The 17,385-nt window shown below is 73.0% G+C and carries 16 protein-coding genes; 6 read left to right on the top strand and 10 right to left on the bottom strand.

Annotated elements, in window-relative coordinates:
• Positions 1-164: 164 nt before the first annotated feature.
• The 4 genes from ACWCXH_RS01205 to ACWCXH_RS01220 form a co-directional block, all read right to left on the bottom strand.
• Entirely contained in the window at positions 165-848 is a 684-nt protein-coding gene (locus ACWCXH_RS01205) for a ScbR family autoregulator-binding transcription factor (RefSeq protein WP_449799211.1), read from the bottom strand.
• 91 nt (positions 849-939) lie between these two features.
• Positions 940-1,803 carry an AfsR/SARP family transcriptional regulator gene (locus ACWCXH_RS01210; RefSeq protein ID WP_449799212.1) on the bottom strand — a complete coding sequence of 288 codons (864 nt, stop codon included), beginning with the start codon at positions 1,801-1,803 and terminating at the stop codon, positions 940-942.
• A 391-nt stretch (positions 1,804-2,194) separates the two neighbouring features.
• Complete coding sequence (locus ACWCXH_RS01215) at positions 2,195-2,938, bottom strand: ScbR family autoregulator-binding transcription factor (protein ID WP_449799213.1); 744 nt, start codon at positions 2,936-2,938, stop codon at positions 2,195-2,197.
• 449 nt (positions 2,939-3,387) lie between these two features.
• Positions 3,388-3,861, bottom strand: a complete 474-nt coding sequence (locus ACWCXH_RS01220; RefSeq protein ID WP_449799214.1) for a MarR family winged helix-turn-helix transcriptional regulator — start codon at positions 3,859-3,861, stop codon at positions 3,388-3,390.
• Positions 3,862-4,017: 156 nt separating this feature from the next.
• Here ACWCXH_RS01220 and ACWCXH_RS01225 point away from each other — a divergent pair, with 156 nt between their 5' ends.
• Together ACWCXH_RS01225 and ACWCXH_RS01230 are read left to right on the top strand one after the other, a co-directional pair.
• Positions 4,018-5,211: an MFS transporter gene (locus ACWCXH_RS01225; RefSeq protein ID WP_449799215.1), complete on the top strand. Its 1,194-nt coding sequence runs from the start codon at positions 4,018-4,020 to the stop codon at positions 5,209-5,211.
• Between the two features lie 266 nt (positions 5,212-5,477).
• Positions 5,478-6,098 carry a C40 family peptidase gene (locus tag ACWCXH_RS01230; protein WP_449799216.1) on the top strand — a complete coding sequence of 207 codons (621 nt, stop codon included), beginning with the start codon at positions 5,478-5,480 and terminating at the stop codon, positions 6,096-6,098.
• Positions 6,099-6,102: 4 nt separating this feature from the next.
• On the opposite strand, the gene ACWCXH_RS01235 is transcribed toward ACWCXH_RS01230, so the two are convergent.
• On the bottom strand, positions 6,103-6,579 hold the full coding sequence (locus tag ACWCXH_RS01235) for a MarR family winged helix-turn-helix transcriptional regulator (RefSeq protein ID WP_449799217.1): 477 nt from the start codon (positions 6,577-6,579) through the stop codon (positions 6,103-6,105).
• Between the two features lie 76 nt (positions 6,580-6,655).
• Here ACWCXH_RS01235 and ACWCXH_RS01240 point away from each other — a divergent pair, with 76 nt between their 5' ends.
• Positions 6,656-7,060: a VOC family protein gene (locus ACWCXH_RS01240; protein WP_449799218.1), complete on the top strand. Its 405-nt coding sequence runs from the start codon at positions 6,656-6,658 to the stop codon at positions 7,058-7,060.
• Positions 7,061-7,134: 74 nt separating this feature from the next.
• On the opposite strand, the gene thrS is transcribed toward ACWCXH_RS01240, so the two are convergent.
• Both thrS and ACWCXH_RS01250 read right to left on the bottom strand, forming a co-directional pair.
• Complete coding sequence (gene thrS, locus ACWCXH_RS01245; protein ID WP_449799219.1) at positions 7,135-8,430, bottom strand: threonine--tRNA ligase; 1,296 nt, start codon at positions 8,428-8,430, stop codon at positions 7,135-7,137.
• 360 nt (positions 8,431-8,790) lie between these two features.
• Positions 8,791-9,516, bottom strand: coding sequence for a leucine-rich repeat domain-containing protein (locus ACWCXH_RS01250; RefSeq protein ID WP_449799220.1), 726 nt, complete (start codon positions 9,514-9,516; stop codon positions 8,791-8,793).
• Between the two features lie 421 nt (positions 9,517-9,937).
• Here ACWCXH_RS01250 and ACWCXH_RS01255 point away from each other — a divergent pair, with 421 nt between their 5' ends.
• Positions 9,938-10,504: an exonuclease domain-containing protein gene (locus tag ACWCXH_RS01255; RefSeq protein WP_449799221.1), complete on the top strand. Its 567-nt coding sequence runs from the start codon at positions 9,938-9,940 to the stop codon at positions 10,502-10,504.
• A 63-nt stretch (positions 10,505-10,567) separates the two neighbouring features.
• On the opposite strand, the gene ACWCXH_RS01260 is transcribed toward ACWCXH_RS01255, so the two are convergent.
• The 3 genes from ACWCXH_RS01260 to ACWCXH_RS01270 are packed head-to-tail and all read right to left on the bottom strand — an operon-like array spanning position 10,568 to position 14,380.
• A complete protein-coding gene (locus tag ACWCXH_RS01260; protein ID WP_449799222.1) occupies positions 10,568-11,752 on the bottom strand; it encodes an acyl-CoA dehydrogenase family protein in 1,185 nt (394 codons plus the stop codon).
• 18 nt (positions 11,753-11,770) lie between these two features.
• Positions 11,771-13,000, bottom strand: a complete 1,230-nt coding sequence (locus ACWCXH_RS01265; protein WP_449799223.1) for a cytochrome P450 family protein — start codon at positions 12,998-13,000, stop codon at positions 11,771-11,773.
• Positions 13,001-13,042: 42 nt separating this feature from the next.
• Positions 13,043-14,380, bottom strand: a complete 1,338-nt coding sequence (locus tag ACWCXH_RS01270) for an FAD-dependent oxidoreductase (protein ID WP_449799224.1) — start codon at positions 14,378-14,380, stop codon at positions 13,043-13,045.
• A 310-nt stretch (positions 14,381-14,690) separates the two neighbouring features.
• Here ACWCXH_RS01270 and ACWCXH_RS01275 point away from each other — a divergent pair, with 310 nt between their 5' ends.
• Together ACWCXH_RS01275 and ACWCXH_RS01280 are read left to right on the top strand one after the other, a co-directional pair.
• Positions 14,691-15,884, top strand: a complete 1,194-nt coding sequence (locus ACWCXH_RS01275; protein WP_449799225.1) for an epoxide hydrolase family protein — start codon at positions 14,691-14,693, stop codon at positions 15,882-15,884.
• An 88-nt stretch (positions 15,885-15,972) separates the two neighbouring features.
• Positions 15,973-17,349, top strand: coding sequence for a condensation domain-containing protein (locus ACWCXH_RS01280; protein WP_449799226.1), 1,377 nt, complete (start codon positions 15,973-15,975; stop codon positions 17,347-17,349).
• Positions 17,350-17,385 lie beyond the last annotated feature (36 nt).

Here is a 17,385-nt window from a genome sequence, read left to right on the forward strand (position 1 = left end):
CACGTGTCCGTCGATCGCGTGCCGCTGGGCTTGGCAGCTCGTCCGGGTCTGCTGGACCACGAGCGCGATGCGCTGACGCGGCGGGGCTGAGGGGTCTCACCGTCGGTGGTCCAGTCGCGCCAGTCCCCTTCCACCCCTGTGAGGTGCCGGACCAGGCCGAGCAGCTACGCCGGGACGCCCGTCAGCGGCCTCGCGCGGTACAGGGCCGACGCGCCCGGCGGGACGAGGCAGGGCAGCAGCCACTCCCACAGCGCGGTGACCCGGCGGGCGCGCTCCTCGGGCGAGCAGTCCTCGCCGAAGGTGACCTCCAGGCCGCACGCAGCCGTCACCACGAGCGACTCCGGCCCGATGCCGCCCGGGCGGTCGCGCAGTTCGCCCGCCCGGCGCGCGCCGGACAGCAGCTCCCGTACCACACCCGCCCAGACCCCGTGGAAGCCCCGCGTCCCGGCCGCGCCGGGTTGCGCCGGGCCGGGTTGCGCCGGGCCGGGTTGCGCGGCCTCCCTCAGCCACACGCCGCCCTCCCGGCCGAGCCGGAACGCGGCCCGGATCACCGCGTCCGAGCCGAGCGCGTCGACCAGCCAGTACCCCGAGTCGATCAGCGCCTGGAGCGGCGACGAGGCCGTGCGCAGCGTCGCGCACGCGCCGCGCAGCGACTGCTCGGCCTGGTCCAGCACCGCCCGCGCCAGGTCCTCCTTCGACGCGAAGTGGAAGTACAGCGCCCCCTTCGTCACCCCCGCCACGCTCGCGATCTCGCCCAGCGTGGCCCCCGCATAACCACTGCGGCCGAACAGCACCGCCCCCGCCTCCACCAGCCGCCCGCGCGTCCGCTCCGACCTCTCCTGCGCCACCTGCCTCAACCCCTCACTGCTGCGAGCCGGTTCCGATCACACCCACCGCACCGAACAGCCTCGCCGGGCCGCGTCCGCCACGCCGGCGCCCTCATCCGACCCGGGTGAACCGGGCCCCGGCGCCCGGCTGTTCGTCCTTCCGGACCGCCGCGGCCGGTGCGCCGCCGGCCTCCGCCCGCTCGGGGGCGGCCACCAGGATCGAGCGTTGGAGCCGCCGCAGCGCCGCCGACGGTTCCATGCCCAACTCCCTCACCAGGGTGGCACGGAGGCGCTGGTACACCTCCAGTGCCTCCCCCCTCCGGCCGGAGCGGTGCAGCGCGAGCATGTACTGGCCGTGCAGGCTCTCGTGGGTGCGGTAGCGGTCGACCAGCACGGTCAGTTCGGCGAGCAGGACGCGGTGGCGGCCCAGCCGCAGGTCGGCCTCGATGCGCTGGTCCAGGGCACAGAGTCTGGTCTCCTCCAACCGCTTGGCCTCGACGCCCAGTTGGCCGCCGGCCGGGACGTCCGAGAAGGCCGGTCCGCGCCACAACCGCAGCGCCTCGTCGAGCATTCTGGCGGCGAGCCGGTGATCGTCGCCGTCCATCGCGCGGTAGCCCGTGCCGGCCAGGCGGTCGAACTCGCGGGCGTCCACCAGGCCGCCGCCGCTGTTGAGCATGTAGCCGCCGGGGGACGTCACGAGGACGTCCTTCGCGCAGGCGACCCCGGCGGCGGCGCCGGTCGCGGCGATCGCGCGGTCGATGAGGTCGCGCAGTTGGAGGACGTACGTCTGCACCGTGGTGCGGGCGCTGCGCGGCGGGCGGCCGGACCAGAGTTCGTCGGCCAGCACGCCGGCCGGGACCACCTGGTCCGCCCGCAGCGCCAGTAACGCCAGGACCTGACGCGGCTTCGGCGCCGACGGCACCACCGACACACCGCACATCCGGACGTCCAACGCCCCGAGCACGCGGATCTCCATGACGACCACCCCAATCCACGGAACGCCCCCGGCGGATCCGCCGCGGCCGGCACCCGACTCCCCCGGATCGACACCCGGGCCACTTCACCAGTCAAAAACAGGACGGGCGGTTTGTCAATACAAAACCGAACGCGCTGTTTGTTTATGCGAATCGGGGTACACGTGCTCAATTACGGGGCGCGGGCAGGCATCCTGCACTCCCCACGCGCGATGCCGTGCGACCGCGCGCGGGCAGGGCCATGCGCCCGGGCCGACCGGTAGGCGGCTTGCCGACAGGCCGCCTACCGGCACGCGACCTGTCGGCCGGTGGACATACGGAAGGCGGCGCCGGAGCCCAACAGGCCCAGCGCCGCCACCAGTTCGCCCGCTCCCTCGCGAGCCCCGCGCTACCTCAGGACACCGCGACCCCGTCGCCGAGCGCGTGCGCCTCGACCTCCGCGCTCCCGCCGCCGTCTCGGCTCCTGCCCGCGCCGCCGGAGCCGCCCTCGGCCGCCGCACGGGCCACCGCCACCTCGGCCACCACCTGGGCGCCGCGGTCCGGACCCATCCGCAGCGAACCGAGCACGCCGGGCACCGCGATGCTCGGCATCATGTGCTGGAACAGTCCGGCCACCCGACGTTCCAGGTCGGCTCGGCCGCTCAGCTTCTGGGACTGGATCTGCACGCCCGTCCACGCCGCCGTCAGCAGCCACGCGGCGTCCGCCGGAACGACGTGCGGCAGCAGCTCGCCGCGCTCGCCGGCCGCGACCAGGATCGCCTCGAAGCGGGCGATCCACCCGAGGATCGCGCCGCTGCCGAACTCGTCGAACACGTCCTGGCCGAGCGAGAGCCGGGCGCCGGCGCTCAACAGCGGGTCGCGCGGCAGCAGATGGGCGACCACCATCCCGGTGTCCACGAACTCCTGGAGTTTGCAGACGCGTTCGGGCACCTCGTCCTGGGTGAACTGCTCCTCGACCACACCCTGCGCAAGATCGCGCTTGGACGCGAAATGGAAATAGACCGCCCCGCGCGTCACACCGGCCCGGGAGACCACCTCGCCGATGGTCGCGCCCTCGTAGCCGAACTCGTCGAAGACAGAAGCCGCGGCCTCCAGGATCAGCCGACGCGTCCGGAGCGCCCGCTCCTGCCGTACCACCGGAACCACCCCGCCCTGACGTTCTCCCGAAAAACAAAACCAAACACGCCGTATCTTAGCGACGACCGACCCAAAGGGGACAGGACGATGTCCGGGAATCGCCCCATGGGCTGCATCTCCCCCACCCGCCCCCTCCCTCCAGCGAATTCGAGGCCACCGGCGATCCGCCGACACCTCGGGGCCGCCCCTCGCGCCGAGTCGAACACAAAACCGAACGCTCGGTATCTGCAGCGGTATGCCGGGCTTCGGAAACGATGAAGATCGACGCCCGGGACGGGCCGCACCGGCGGCAGCTACCGCTACTCCATGCACCGGGACGACCAGGAAGCCGCCGCCTTCCACGGCTCGCTCCACGAGGCCCGGCCGGACACCCCCCGCGTCACGAAGCGTGAAAGCCGAAGCGCGTGGCGCCTCCACGGCGGTGCGCGCTTCGTCGCGTGGCGCCGCGCTCAGGGCCGCCCGGGCGCCGGCGCCGGGTTCATGGCCTCCACGGCCTTGACCAGAGGGGCGAGTTCGGGATTCCCGGCGGCCTCGTCGAGCGCCTCCCGGAGGGCGGCGTCGTTGGTCGGCCGGGCCGCCTCCAGCAGCTTCAGGCCGTCCTCGGTGACGTTGGTGTAGATGCCGCGGCGGTCGGTGGGGCACAGGTAGCGGGAGAGCAGACCGCGGTCCTCCAGGCGGGTGACCAGGCGGGTGGTGGCGCTCTGACTGAGGACGACCGCGTCGGCGACCTGCTTCATCTGGAGATGGCCGCCCTCGCCGTCGTGCTGGCGGCTGAGCACGTCGAGCAGCGAGTACTCGCGCACGCTCAGGTCGTGCCCGGACTGCAGGGCGCGCTCGATGTGCGCCTCGATCCGGCCGGCCAGGAGGTGGAGGGCGGCCCATCCATTGGCGAGGGCGGTGAGCGCGGGGTCCGTGGCGGTCATGGGCGCGGTCTCCTTCCGGGGGCGACGGGGTCCAGGATAAGCCCCACCCCCGAATACCAGCCTGAGCAAAATACCCACACTTGGACTTATGGCGCGCCTGCAATTATTGTTGAGGCCTGTAAGGCGCACTAGCAATCTCACCTGGAGGGTCGCACCATGCCTCTCGCACTGCTCGCCCTGGCCATCGGGGCCTTCGGGATCGGGACCACCGAGTTCGTGATCATGGGTCTGCTACCCGAGATCGCAGGCGACTACGGTGTGTCCATCCCCACCGCCGGACTGCTGGTCACCGGCTACGCGATCGGCGTCGTCGTCGGCGCGCCGCTGATGACGGTGCTCGGCACCCGGATCAGCCGCCGGACGATGCTGATGCTCCTGATGGGCCTGTTCGTGGCGGGCAACCTGCTCTCCGCGGCCGCGCCGAACCTCGGCGTGATGCTCGCCGGCCGCATCGTGGCCTCGCTCGCCCACGGCGCCTTCTTCGGCATCGGCTCGGTGGTCGCCGCCGACCTGGTCGCCCCGGACCGGAAGGCCGGCGCCATCGCCACCATGTTCACCGGGCTCACCGTCGCCAACATCGTCGGCGTACCGCTCGGCACCTTCATCGGCCAGGCCGTCGGCTGGCGCACCACCTTCGCCGCCGTCGCCGCGCTCGGCGTGGTCGGCCTGCTCGGCATCGCCAGGCTGGTGCCCGACCTGCCCCGACCCGGAAACGCCCACCTGCGCCGCGAGCTCACCGCGTTCCGCAACCCGCAGGTGCTGCTCGCGATGGCGATGACCGTGCTCGGCTTCGGCGGCGTGTTCGCCGCGATCACCTACATCGCCCCGATGATGACCCGCGTCGCCGGCTACTCCGACGGCGCCGTCACCTGGCTGCTGGTGCTGTTCGGCGTCGGCATGTTCCTCGGGAACCTGCTCGGCGGCAGGTTCGCCGACCGCCGGCTGATGCCGATGCTGTACGCCTCGCTCGGCGGACTCGCCGTCGTCCTGGGGCTGTTCACCCTCACCGCGCACAACAGGATCCTCGCCGCGGTCACGATCCTGCTGGTCGGCGCGCTCGGCTTCGCGACCGTCCCGCCGCTGCAGAAGCGCGTCCTCGACCAGGCTCACGGCGCACCCACCCTCGCCTCCGCCGTCAACATCGGGGCGTTCAACCTCGGCAACGCCCTCTCCGCCTGGCTCGGCGGCCTGGTGATCTCCGCCGGCCTCGGCTACACGGCCCCGAACTGGGTCGGCGCGCTGCTCGCCGCCGCGGCCCTCGTCCTCGCCGTCTGGTCCGCCGCCCTGGAGCGCCGCACCCCGGCACGTGAGGCCGCCGTCGCCGCTACCGCCGTCCCCGTCCACCACTGACTCCCCCGCCCCCGTTCCCCCAGGAGAAGCGCCACCATGAGCGCCACCTCCGTCACCCCCTCACCACTGCGGATGAGCTTGACGGTGCCGGCCATGAGGGCCTCCGAGAGGTCGCGATCGAACCTTTGCGCCGCGAATTTCCCGCCACTCAAAGGCCGATGCGGTTCGCGATTCACCGTTCCGGGTGATGGCGGGCCGACGCGCACGGCCGGGATCCTGGTGGCCCGAGACATGACGAGACGCCGACAACACCGGGAGGGCGAGCGATGGAGACCCAACTGCCGCACCACGAGGACGGTTCGGGCGTCGGCCGGCGCCGGATGCTGGGGATCGCGCTCGGGGCCGGGCTGGTGCCCGCACTGGGGGCGTCAGCCGCCGCGAACGCGAAGCCGGCACCGGACGAGCCCGACATGTCGGCTGCCGAGCTCGGGCGGCGCGTCGCCGAGGTGGCCGCCGCGCAGATCGGCGTGCCGTACGCGTGGGGCGGCGGCGACCGGCTCGGGGCGGGCTACGGCTTCTGCGACGGCGAGAACGGCTACCTCGACGGAGTCTGCCTCGGCGAGAAGACCGTCGGCTACGACTGCAGCGGCCTGTCCCTCTACTGCTGGCACCTCGCCAGCCACGGGAAGATCGAACTCGCCCACTACACCGTCGCGCAGTTCAACCGGAGCGCCGCGGTGGAGCGCGACGCCATGCTCCCGGGCGACCTGATCTTCTTCTCCCGCCCGGACGCGATCCTGCACCACGTGGGGATCCATGTGGGCGACGGCGCGATGATCCACGCCGAGCGGACGGGCACGCTCGTCGCCCGCGTCGAGAACGTGCTCGACATCCCGCGCTGGGCCGACGAGTTCGCGGGAGCACGCCGCCCGCACTCCGCTTCCTAGCGACTCACAGGCTCAGCCGCCCCGTCACCAGCCCGCCGTGGACGCGCAGCAGCAGCCCCTGCAGCACCTCCCGCTCCTGCGCGTCCAGCGGCGCGAGCACCTCGTCCTGCACCGACCGCGCCTCGGCGTCGAGTTCGGCCAGCAGCGTCCGCCCGGCGTCCGTCACGGACACCGACACGCGCCGCCGGTCGGCGCCGTCCCGGGCCCGTTCGACGTACCCACCGGCGGCCAGCTGGTCGGCGATCTTGGCCAGGTCGCTCGGGTCCAGGGCGAGCCGCTCGCAGAGGTCCCGCTGGGCGTGCGGCCCGAAGTCGGCGAGGGCGGCCAGGACGGCCATGTCCCACAGCCGCAGTCCGCGCCCGGCCAGCCGCTCGCCGAGGCGGGCCCGAGCGGTGCGGCCGATCCGGGAGAGGAGGTAGGTGCTGAGGTCCAGCAGGGTCGGCGGCATGCCGTCCGAGGGCGAGGCGGCGGGAGTGGTCATGGCTGGATTCTAGGGTTTATTCCTATAGTGGGTCTGCACCTACTAATATTCGAGTCACGCCCCAGGAGCCCTGTTCATGGACGCTCTGTATCCCCGCCTGCTCGTCACGCGCTTCGCCGAGTGCTTCGGCTTCTACCGCGCCGTCCTGCCGGCCCTCACCGGCGCCGCCCTGATCAAGGGCGCCCCCGAGGGCCCGTACGCCAACTGGGACGTCGACGACCAGGCCGTCCTCGTGCTCTACGACCGCGCCGCCATGGCGGCCACCCTCGGCACCACGGACCTTCCCCTCCGGGCCGCCGCCCAGGACTCCGCGATGCTGGTCCTCCGCGTCGACGACGTCGACAAGGCGCTCGCCCTCTGCCTCGCCCACGGCGGCACCCTCGCCGTGCCCGCCACCGACCGCCCGGAGTGGGGCCCCAACCTGCGCAGCGCCCACCTGCGGGACCCGGACGGCCACCTGATCGAGCTGCAGTCCTACTGACCCGCCCCCGGCGGCCCCGCACCGAGGACGGGGCCGCCGGAGGACGCGACACTCAGCCGTGGAAGGCCTGGAGCTCAGCGCACGGGCTCCTCCTCCCACAGCTCCCCGCTGCACGCGGCCACCAGCGCGCCGATCCGCGCCAGCGCCTCCTCGGCCGGCATCGGGTCGAGTCGGCGCCCGTCCCGCAGGCGCAGCGCGACGCGCCCGTCCGCCGCCTCCCGGGCGCCGATCACCGCCTGGTACGGGACCAGGCGTGCCTCCCGGATGCGGGCGCCGAGGCTCCCGTGCTCGGGACCGGCGATCTCGGCGCGCAGCCCGAGGTCGAGGCAGCGCTCGCGCAGCCGCTCGGCCTGCGGGAGTTCGGCGTCCGAGATGGGCACCAGCACGATCTGGGCCGGCGCGAGCCAGGCGGGGAACGCGCCGCCGTACAGCTCGATCAGGTGGGCGACCACCCGCTCGACGCTGCCGATCACGCTGCGGTGGACCATCACCGGCCGGTGCTTGGCGCCGTCCGGGCCGATGTAGTGCAGGTTGAACCGCTCGGGCTGGTGGAAGTCGATCTGGACGGTCGAGAGGGTGAACTCGCGCCCGGCGCCGTCGGCGATCTGGACGTCGATCTTGGGCCCGTAGAACGCGGCCTCCCCCTCCGCCGCCTCGAACGGCACGCCGGAGCGCTCCAGCACCTCGGTGAGCAGCGCGACGGCCCGCTCCCAAAGGGCCGGGTCGGCCACGTACTTGCCGCCCGCGCCGGGCAGCGAGAGGCGGTAGCGGACGGGCACGATGCCGAGCGCGCGGTGTGCCTCGCGGATCAGCTCCAGTGCGGCGACGGCCTCGTCGGCGGCCTGCTCGGGGGTGCAGAAGACGTGGGCGTCGTTCAGCTGGATCGCCCGGACGCGGGTGAGGCCGCCCAGCACGCCGGACAGCTCGGAGCGGTACATGCCGCCCAACTCGGCCATGCGCAGCGGAAGTTCGCGATAGCTGTGGGGGCGGGAGCGGTAGATCAGCGCGTGGTGGGGGCAGAGGCTGGGGCGCAGCACCATCTCCTCCGAGCCGAGTTGCATGGGCGGGTACATGTCGTCGCGGTAGTGCGCCCAGTGGCCGGAGATCTCGTACAGCTCGCGCTTGCCGAGGACGGGCGAGTACACGTGGCGGTAGCCGGCACGGCGCTCGCGGCCGCGGATGAACTCCTCCAGGGTGTGCCGGACGGCGGCGCCGTCGGGCAGCCAGTAGGGCAGGCCGGAGCCCATCAGCGGGTCGGTGTCGAAGAGGTCCAGCTCGCGGCCGAGCTTGCGGTGGTCGTGGGCGGCGGCGTGCTCGTGGGCAGCGGTGGCGTGGTCGGCGTGGACGTCGGCGGGGGCGTGAACGTTCATCGGGTGGTCTCCACTCGGAGGGCGGGGCGAGTGGATCAGGGAACGACGAAGCCCCGGGGCACTCGCCCCGGGGCTTCGGACTAGGTCAGCAGTCAGCGCACCGGGACTCTTTCCGGCGTCGTCGTGGCGAGTGCAGCGCGCTTCATGCGATCCACCGTAGCAGGTGGGCGATCCCGGTGGTGATCTCTTCTTCCGCCGGACGACCTGGCCGAAGCGTGGCGGGAAGATTTCCACCGGCTGGAGGAGGCAGCCCCGCGTACGTCTTCGAGTGCGGGTCCTGCCCGGGCCGCCCCTTCACCCACTGGTTCGACGGGGGTCGACCAACACGGAGGGTTGGCCTGTGCTCGCAGTGACCCGAGCTCAATACAGGACCTCGCACCCCCGGGCCGCGAGTGCATCGAGCGAATCGGGTGCGAGGTGGACGGGGTTCCAGCGGAGGTCGAGCTTCTCCAGGGCGGGGAGCTCGGTGAGCCAGGTCGGGAGGGTGGTGATCCGGTTGCTGCGCAGGTCGAGGCGGCGCAGCAGGGGGAGACCTCCGAGGAGTGGCGGGATCTCCGTGAGGCGGTTGTCGCGGAGGTCGAGCTCGCGCAGGTTCGTCAGGTCGCCGGCGGACGACGGCAGGGTGCTCAACCGGTTGCCGCGCAGCCAGAGTTCACGTAGAGAGCCGAGCCGGCCGATCGAGTCGGGGAGGACGGCGAGCCGGTTGTGCTGGGCGCGCAGCTCCACCAGGGACGCCATGTCGCCGATCGTGGCGGGGAGTTCGCCGAGCCGGTTCTCGCCGACGTTGAGGTAGCGCAGCGCTGTGAGGCGGCCGAGGGTGTCGGGGAGCGCGCTGAGTGCGTTGTCGTGCAGGTAGAGGAAGTCGCGCAGGCCCGTCAGGTCGCCCAGCTCGGCAGGCAGGGTGGTGAGTCGGTTGTGGCCGAGGTCGAGGGTGCGCAGGCGTCGCAACGCGGCCACCGAAGGCGGCACGTCGACCAGGCCGGTCTCGGCGAGGATCAGGACGGTCACGTCCGTGCGGTCCCACACGTCGGCCGGCACCTCTGCGGCGGGGCGTCGCCAGAGGTTGAGCGTGGTGTCGGTCGTCATGACGCCTCCCGGGTCAGCCCGGTCAGCTCGTCGGCGCTGACCCGGAAGCGCAGGAGGCGGCCTCCCGCGGTGAAGTCGTCCAGCGCGTCCGGCGCCGCAGGCGTGTTGATCACGCGGTCAGGCTGCCAGCGGTGCACCCGCCGCCGCAAGTGCCCGGCACCCGTCGACGCAGCCGGCGTGGGCTCCGTTCACCCCGGCCACGACCCGGCCGGCCATGCTGCGTCCCGGCCCTTCGTCCCAGCCGTTCTCTGGCGTTCCTGCCCTTCGACGGAGCCCTGCCGGATCGGGGACCGGAAGGCGGAGCCGCCTTCGATCCGCCCGGTCTTGAACCCCACCATGCCCACCGGGCGTACCGTCGAGCCCGCCCGGCGCGGGCGATAACCGATTGACCGCGCCGACGGCCGCTGCCCATCATCCCCGCATGGACGCACGATTGCTGAACGTGGTGGACGTCGAGGCCACCTGCTGGGACGGACCGGTGCCGCCCCGTGAGGTCAACGAGATCATCGAGATCGGACTGACCGTGGTCGACCTCGAAGCCCGCGAGCGCGTCGGGCGGCACCGGATCCTGGTGCGACCGAAGCGCTCGACCGTCAGCGCCTTCTGCACCGAGCTGACCGGGCTGACGCAGCACGAGGTGGACACCGGTCTGCCGTTCGCCGACGCCTGCGCGCTGCTGGCCGCCGAGTACGGCGCCGGGGAGCGGGCCTGGGCCAGCTGGGGCGACTACGACCGCAAGCAGTTCACCCGCCAGTGCCGCGAAACCGGCGTGGCGTACCCCTTCGGCGAGCGGCACACCAATGCCAAGGCGGCCTTCGCGTACGCGTACGGGCTGCGCAGGCGCCCCGGCATGGCGCAGGCCCTGGAACTGGCCGGCCTGCCCCTGCAGGGGCGTCACCACCGGGGCGAGGACGACGCGTGGAACATCGCGGCACTGATCCTCGACCTCGCCCGGGTGGGGCTCTGGCCGCAGGGCGACGAGGGCTGAGTTCCGGACAGCCCGCCGCCCCCGGGAAGCTCCCGGAGGCGGCGGCAGGGCGGCGGAACCGGCCTACAGGTACATCGTGTTGGGCGGCAGGCCGCACAGGACCCGGCCGTAGAGCTCGGTGTTGGTCGCGGAGTGCATCAGGGCGTGCATGCTCAGTGCGTGCAGGTCCCGCACGGTGCGCTGGAGCGAGCCGGTGAGGTACAGCGAGCCCCCGCCGCTCGCGTCGCCGAGGGTGCGGGCCGTCCGGGTGGCACGGTCGAAGACGCGACCGAGGTAGGCGCGGGCGTGCACCCGCTCCTCGACCGTCCACGGCTCACCGGCCGCGCCCTTGGCGTCCACCAGGGCGGCCAGCCGCGCGGCGTGGCCCTCGGCCTCCTCGATCTGCAGCGCCGCCTCGGCGACCTGGAGGTGGGTGACGGGGGCCTCGCGCCGGGACGCGTACTCGGTGTACGTGATCTTCTTGTCGAGCTGCTCCATGGAGGCCGCGAGCGCGGACTTGGCCAGGCCGATCGCGGTGCCGGTGAAGGTCGTGCAGCCGGTCGCGATCAGCGGGGCGCGGTAGAGCGGCGACTCCGGGTTGAGCTTGGAGGCGGACTGCTCCCGGAGGACGAGGGCGAGCGGCAACAGCCGGTCCTGCGGCACGAACACGTCCTCGGCGACGGTCGTGACGCTGCCGGTGCCGCGCAGGCCGGTGGTGTCCCAGTCGTCGACGATCGTCAGGTCGCAGAGCGGGATCAGCGCCATCAGCGGCCACTGCGACTGCCCGTCCGGCGTCGGGCCCATCGCGAGGGCCACCTGCCACCGGCTGTGGTGGGCGCCGCTGATGAACTGCCAGCGGCCGTTCACCACGGCGCCGTCGGCGGCCGGGACGGCGGCGGCGGTCGGGCTGAGCACGCCGCACACCCGGGCGTCGCCCGACTCCGGGCCGAACACCTCGTCCTGGACGTGGTCGGGGAACTGGCAGGCCATCCAGGCGGAGATGGACCACGCGGAGACGTTCCACGCGGCCGAACCGTCGCCCTGGGCGAGCTCGGTCATGACCTCGACGAAGGTCGCGGCGTCGGTCTCGTAGCCGCCGTAGCGGGCGGGCACCCGCATCCGGAACACGCCGGCGTCGGTGAGCGCCGCCAGGGACTCCTCGTGCAGCCGCCGGTGCTCGTCGCCCCACGGGGCGTGGGTGCGCAGGACGGGGGCCAGTTCGGCCGCACGGCGGATCAGTTCCGCGCGGGCCGGGGCGTTCGCGTTCATGAAGCTCCTTGGAGGCGGTCAGACGGCCGGGGTGAGGCGGATGGGCAGCGTGGCGGTGCCGTTGAGCAGGAAGGTGCCCTGCGGCTGGACCTCCTCGGCCGGCACGGCGAGGGCGAGGTCCGGGAAACGGTCGAACAGCGCGGGCAGCCCGATCGCGGCCTCCATCCGGGCCAGCGGCGCGCCGAGGCAGTGGTGGACGCCGTAGCCGAAGGACAGGTGGTCCTTGTCGGGGCGGGTGATGTCGAAGCGGTCGGCGTCCTCGCCGTGCCGGCCGCGGTCGCGGCCGGAGGCGGCGAAGCCGATCAGCACCGGGTCGCCCTTGGGGATCCGCACGCCGGCGATCTCGACCTCCTCCGTGGTGAAGCGGAACGGCAGTTGGGCGATCGGCGACTCGACGCGCAGGGTCTCCTCGATGACGTCCCGCCACGGCACCCGCCCGTCGCGGACCATCGCGAACTGCTCGGGGTGGGTGAGCAGCGCGACGACGGCCTTGCTGAGCAGGTTGGTCGTCGTCTCGGAGCCCGCGCCGAGCATGAGGTGGAGCGTGCCGGCGAGTTCGGACCGGTTGAGCCGGGAGCCGTTGTCCTGGGCCTCGATGAGCATGCTCAGGAGGTCGTCGTCCGGCTCCTTGCGCTTCATCTCGATGAGCTCGTACATGGCGTTGTGCCAGGACTCGACGTTGGCGACGGCCTCTTCGTGGTTGATGGTGGTCTCGGTGTTGACCTCGCCACCGCGCATCACCTCGCGGCGCATGTGCTCGGGCACGCCGAAGAGTTCGCAGATCACCTTGGTGGGCAGCGGGTAGGCGTAGCGGTCCTTGAGGTCGACGACCTCGCCGGGCGCGGCGGTGGCCAGGTCGTCGAGGAGCTCGCGGACGATGCGTTCGACGCGTGGACGCATGGCTTCGGTGCGGCGCAGGGTGAACGCCTTGGCGGTGAGGTTGCGCAGGCGGGCGTGGGCGGCGCCGTCGCTGGTGGTCATGTTGTCCATCAGCACCCAGCCGATCAGCGGGAAGTCCTCGCTGATCTCGCCGTTCACGAAGGCCGGCCAGTGCTCGTGGGCGTTCTTGGCGAAGCGCTCGTCGTTCAGCACCTGGCGGACGGTGTCGTAGCCGACGACCGACCAGGCGCGGACGTCGCCGGGCAGGGTCACCTGCGCCACCGGGCCCTGGGCGCGCAGGCGGGCGGCCTCGGCGTGGACGTCCCGGCCGGTGGGGTCGAGCACGATGGGCTCGGGGTGGGGTGTCACGGGGGAACCTCCGGTAGTTCCGTGTGCTGGTTGTCCGTCGGATCACGTGCGGGAGCGGTGGCGGGCCCCGAGCATCACCCGGGTGACGACCGAGGGCCGCATGAGCGCCTGGGGCGGGTCGACCAGGCCGGCCGCGCGCAGGAAGGCGGTGGAGAGGGTGCCGTCGTGGGCGGCGGCGGCCTGCAGGCGCGGCATGTAGAGGTTGGCCATCCGCACGGCGAGCGTGCGCCGGCCCTGGACCTCCGGGAAGCCGAGGTCGCCGCCGACGGCCATGTCCCAGGGCGCGTCGACGACGGCCGCGAGGTCGCGGAAGTAGTCGCGCGGGCGGGGTGGGACGCCGCGCTCCAGGTGACTGCGGAGCACGGTGGCGCCGATCGCGGCGACGGTCATGCCCTGGGCGTAGATGGGGTTGAACACACAGGCGGCGTCGCCGATGGTGAGCAGGCCGTCGGGCAGGCGCTCGACGCGCTCGTAGCGGTGGCGGACGTTGGCGGGGAAGTGCATGGAGACGGGCTCGGTGAGCATCCGGGCGTGTTCGACGGCCGCGTGGATCTCGGGGACGGGCATCTTCTTCGCGAAGGCGAGGAAGCCCTCCGGGTCGGTGGGCGGGCGCTCGCCGAGCAGGCCGTAGAGGGCGAGGGCGTAGCGGTCGTGCAGGCGCACCAGCGTGGCTCCGCGCGGCTGGCCGGGGCCGGCCACGCAGACCAGGCCGGCGCCGTCGCCGATCGGGTCGACGGGCAGCGGGGCGGCGAACTCGGCGGTGGTGTAGGTGAGGTCGATCTTGACGCGCTCCTGCGGCACCTGCGGGTAGCCGAGTTCGTGGAGCCAGCGCGGGGTGCGCGAGCCGCGGCCGGTGGCGTCGACGACGAGGTCGGCGGCGAGGACCTCCTCGGGGCCGTCGAAGGGCTGGACGCGCACGCCGGTGACGCGGCGGCGGTCCGGCGAGGAGTCGAGGCCGTTGATGTCGCAGCGGTCGAGGAGGCGGACGTTGGAGAGGGCGAGGACGCGCTCGCGCACCCGGGCCTCCAGCAGCGGGCGTTCGGCGGAGACGCAGATCAGCCCGGTCTCGGCCTTGCGGATCGCCCGGCCGTTGAAGTACCACGTCAGCCCGGTGCCGAAGTCGCAGACGGGGACGCCGAGTTCGGCGAGCTCCTTGGTGAGGCCGGGGAACAGCTCCTCCAGCACCTGCTGGCCGCGGGCGAGCAGGCCGTGGACGTGCCGGCCCTGCGGCGCGCTGCGGCGGGGGCCCACGGAGGGCGTCAGCGCGTCCCGGTCCACCACCGTGACACCGCGGTAGGCGTCGGCCAGCAGGCGGGCCGCGAGCAGACCGGCCACGCTCGCACCCAGTACCACGGCCCGGTCACCGATTCGAGTAGCCACCGTGCTCCCCTCTTGGAACGTCCGACGGCGGGTGAAAGCGAACGAAAGCGCGCATCCGAAAGCATGGGAATTGGCGGCGCGTCGAAGCAGCGCGCTCGGCCGACGGGACCATCATTGACGGCCCGGGAATTCGCCTCTACTTCCAGATTGCTCTGTCGCCCGGCGGTGCCCCGGTGATCCCTGTTTACCGCCGGGGCGCGCTGGTAGCGTCCCCGGGCGGCAGGGACGAAGGGCGGTGCTGCGCCCAGCAGATGGCGTCGCGCCCGCCCGACGGGTGGCATGCCGCCCGACGAATTGAGGAGGCCCGGAAATGCAGCCGTTCCGAATCGCCGTTCCGCAGGAGGACCTGGACGACCTCCATCGCCGCCTGGCGGCGGTGCGCTGGCCGGCCGAGGTGCCCGGGGCGGGCTGGGCCCGCGGGGTGCCGCTGGAGTACCTGAAGGAGCTCACCGAGTACTGGCGGACGGAGTTCGACTGGCGGGCCGCGGAGGAGCGGCTGAACCGCTTCCCGCAGTTCCGCACCGAGATCGACGGCGCCACCGTGCACTTCCTGCACGTGCGCTCCCCCGAGCCGGACGCCACGCCGCTGGTCCTCACCCACGGCTGGCCGGGCTCGGTCGCCGAGTACCTGGACGTCATCGAGCTGCTGACGGACCCGCGCGGCCACGGCGGCGACCCGGCGGACGCGTTCCACGTCGTGATACCGGCCCCGCCCGGCTTCGGCTTCTCCGGCCCCGCACCCGAGGCCGGCTGGGACGTCCCCCGGATCGCCCGGGCCTGGACGGAGCTGATGCGCCGGCTCGGCTACGGCCGCTATCTCGCCCACGGCGGCGACCTCGGTGTGTGGATCTCGCTGACCGCCGCCGCGCTCGACCCCGAGCACCTCGCCGGTGTGCACGTGACGTTCCTGCTGACCCCGCCCACCGGCCCGGAGGACCTGGAGGGCCTCGACGAGGCGGACCAGGAGCGGCTGGCGTACCTGGCGGCGTTCGAGACCACGGGCCGGGCCGGCTACATGAAGATCCAGAGCACCCGCCCGCAGACCCTCGCCTACGGGCTCACCGACTCGCCGGTGGGCCAACTGGCCTGGATCGCCGAGAAGTTCCAGGACTGGACGAGCGGCGACTCGGTCAGCCGGGACCAGCTGCTGACCAACGTCTCGCTGTACTGGCTGACGGCGACGGCCGGTTCGTCCGCGCAGCTGTACTACGAGATGGCCGACATGCTCCCCGACGCCGCCCGCCGACCCGTCGCCGGGCCGCCGCAGCCGGTGCCGCTCGCCGTCGCCGCCTTCGCGCACGACGGGAGCCTGCCGGTGCGGCGGATCGCCGAACGGCGGTTCCCGAACATCGTCCAGTGGAGCGAGTTCGCCGAGGGCGGGCACTTCCCGGCGCTGGAGGTGCCCGAACTCCTCACCGGCGACCTGCGCTCCTTCGCCCGCGCCGTGCGGGCCCACGAGGCGGCCGACGAGCAGCCGAAGCAGGCGGCCGACGAAATGCCCTGAACTTTTTTCGCGGCCGGAGTCCAATCCGCGGTCCTCCCGTTCGTCGAAGTGTCGAACCGCACTCCGACAGCCGAGCCGAGGAGACGACGTGCCGCACACCGAGGACGCAGCGCCGGTCCCGCCCTCCGGGGACGGGACCGGCCGGTTCCCCCTCTCCAGCCAGCAGGAGCACTGGTGCGCCAACGCGGGCTCCGGCTCGTTCGGGCCCCGGTTCACCGTGTCCAAGGCCCTGCGGATCACCGGGCGCGTCGACGTGGCGGCGCTCCAGGGCGCGCTGGACGACGTGGTGGCGCGGCACGAGGTGCTGCGCACGGTCATCGTGCGCGACGCCGAGCCGCCGCACCAGGAGGTGCGCCCGCCCTCGCGGGTGCCGCTGCACGTCCGGGACCTGCCGGTGGCCGAGGAGCGCCGCGGCCCGACGGCGCAACGGCTGCTCGCCGAGGCCGAGTCGACGGCGCTGCCCGTCGAGCGGCTGCCGCTGCTGCGGGCCTTCCTGACCCGTTTCGACGACCGGGACGCGGTGCTCGGCCTGGTCAGCCACCACACGGCGTGCGACGGCTGGGCTCTCCAGCTGATCCACCGCGACCTGGCCGCGTGCTACGCGGCTCGGACGGAGGGGCGCGAGCCGGACCTGCCGCCGCTGCGCCAGTACGGGGAGTACACGCTGTGGCAGGCGGAGAACCGGGCGGGCGAGGCGGCGGCCGAGAACCTGGCGTACTGGCGAAAGCGGCTGGACGGCGCGCCGTTCTTCACCCTGCCGACCGACCGTCCGATCCCGCCGGTGCACACCGAGCTGTACGTCGCGCACCCCTTCCGCTTCGACGCGGCGACGGCGGACGCGGTGGCGGCGCTCGCCAAGGCCTCCCGCTGCTCGCGGTTCATGGTGATGCTGGGGGCGTTCGCGGTGCTGGCGAGCCGGATCTCCGGCGTGGCCGACCCGGTCGTCAACACGATCGTGCACGGCCGGGGCCGGCCCGAGTACCAGGACACCGTGGGCCCGTTCCTCAACTTCCTGGCCCTGCGCACCGACTTCGCCGACGCGGGCGCCTTCCGCGAGCTCCTGCTCGCCGTGCGCACGACCTGCCTGGAGGCGTACCGGCACGAGGTGCCGATCCACCGGGTCGAGCAGGCCGTGCCCTCGCTCATGGCGCCGATGGCCGATCCGCGCAACTGCGACTTCATCTTCGGCTTCTCCGAGACCCTCGCCGCCTCGGCGAACGGCGCGGACCCGTTCCTGATCGCCGAGGGGGCCGTGCCGGTCGCCAAGGCCGAGAACGTGAGCGAGCAGATCCCGGGCGGCGCCGCCTGGAACATGGGCGTGGCGCCGTCCGGCGAGGTCAGCGGCGCCGTCCAGTACAACCCCGAGGAGTTCGACGGGGCGACGGTGGCCGGCTGGGTGGCCGCGTACCGGCGGATCCTGCTCGCCGTCCTCGCCGACCCGGAGCGCGACTGGCGCACGCTCTGACCGGGTTGAGGAACCCCGACTGCGGCACCCCACACG

This window comes from Kitasatospora sp. NPDC001660 (genome assembly GCF_053596725.1).

Coding starts and splice junctions, on each gene's coding strand:
- ACWCXH_RS01210 (WP_449799212.1), bottom strand. CDS start 1,803: ATGGAGATCCGCGTGCTCGGGGCGTTGGACGTCCGGATGTGCGGTGTG.
- ACWCXH_RS01220 (WP_449799214.1), bottom strand. CDS start 3,861: ATGACCGCCACGGACCCCGCGCTCACCGCCCTCGCCAATGGATGGGCC.
- ACWCXH_RS01225 (WP_449799215.1), top strand. CDS start 4,018: ATGCCTCTCGCACTGCTCGCCCTGGCCATCGGGGCCTTCGGGATCGGG.
- ACWCXH_RS01230 (WP_449799216.1), top strand. CDS start 5,478: ATGGAGACCCAACTGCCGCACCACGAGGACGGTTCGGGCGTCGGCCGG.
- ACWCXH_RS01235 (WP_449799217.1), bottom strand. CDS start 6,579: ATGACCACTCCCGCCGCCTCGCCCTCGGACGGCATGCCGCCGACCCTG.
- ACWCXH_RS01240 (WP_449799218.1), top strand. CDS start 6,656: ATGGACGCTCTGTATCCCCGCCTGCTCGTCACGCGCTTCGCCGAGTGC.
- thrS (WP_449799219.1), bottom strand. CDS start 8,430: ATGAACGTTCACGCCCCCGCCGACGTCCACGCCGACCACGCCACCGCT.
- ACWCXH_RS01250 (WP_449799220.1), bottom strand. CDS start 9,516: ATGACGACCGACACCACGCTCAACCTCTGGCGACGCCCCGCCGCAGAG.
- ACWCXH_RS01255 (WP_449799221.1), top strand. CDS start 9,938: ATGGACGCACGATTGCTGAACGTGGTGGACGTCGAGGCCACCTGCTGG.
- ACWCXH_RS01260 (WP_449799222.1), bottom strand. CDS start 11,752: ATGAACGCGAACGCCCCGGCCCGCGCGGAACTGATCCGCCGTGCGGCC.
- ACWCXH_RS01275 (WP_449799225.1), top strand. CDS start 14,691: ATGCAGCCGTTCCGAATCGCCGTTCCGCAGGAGGACCTGGACGACCTC.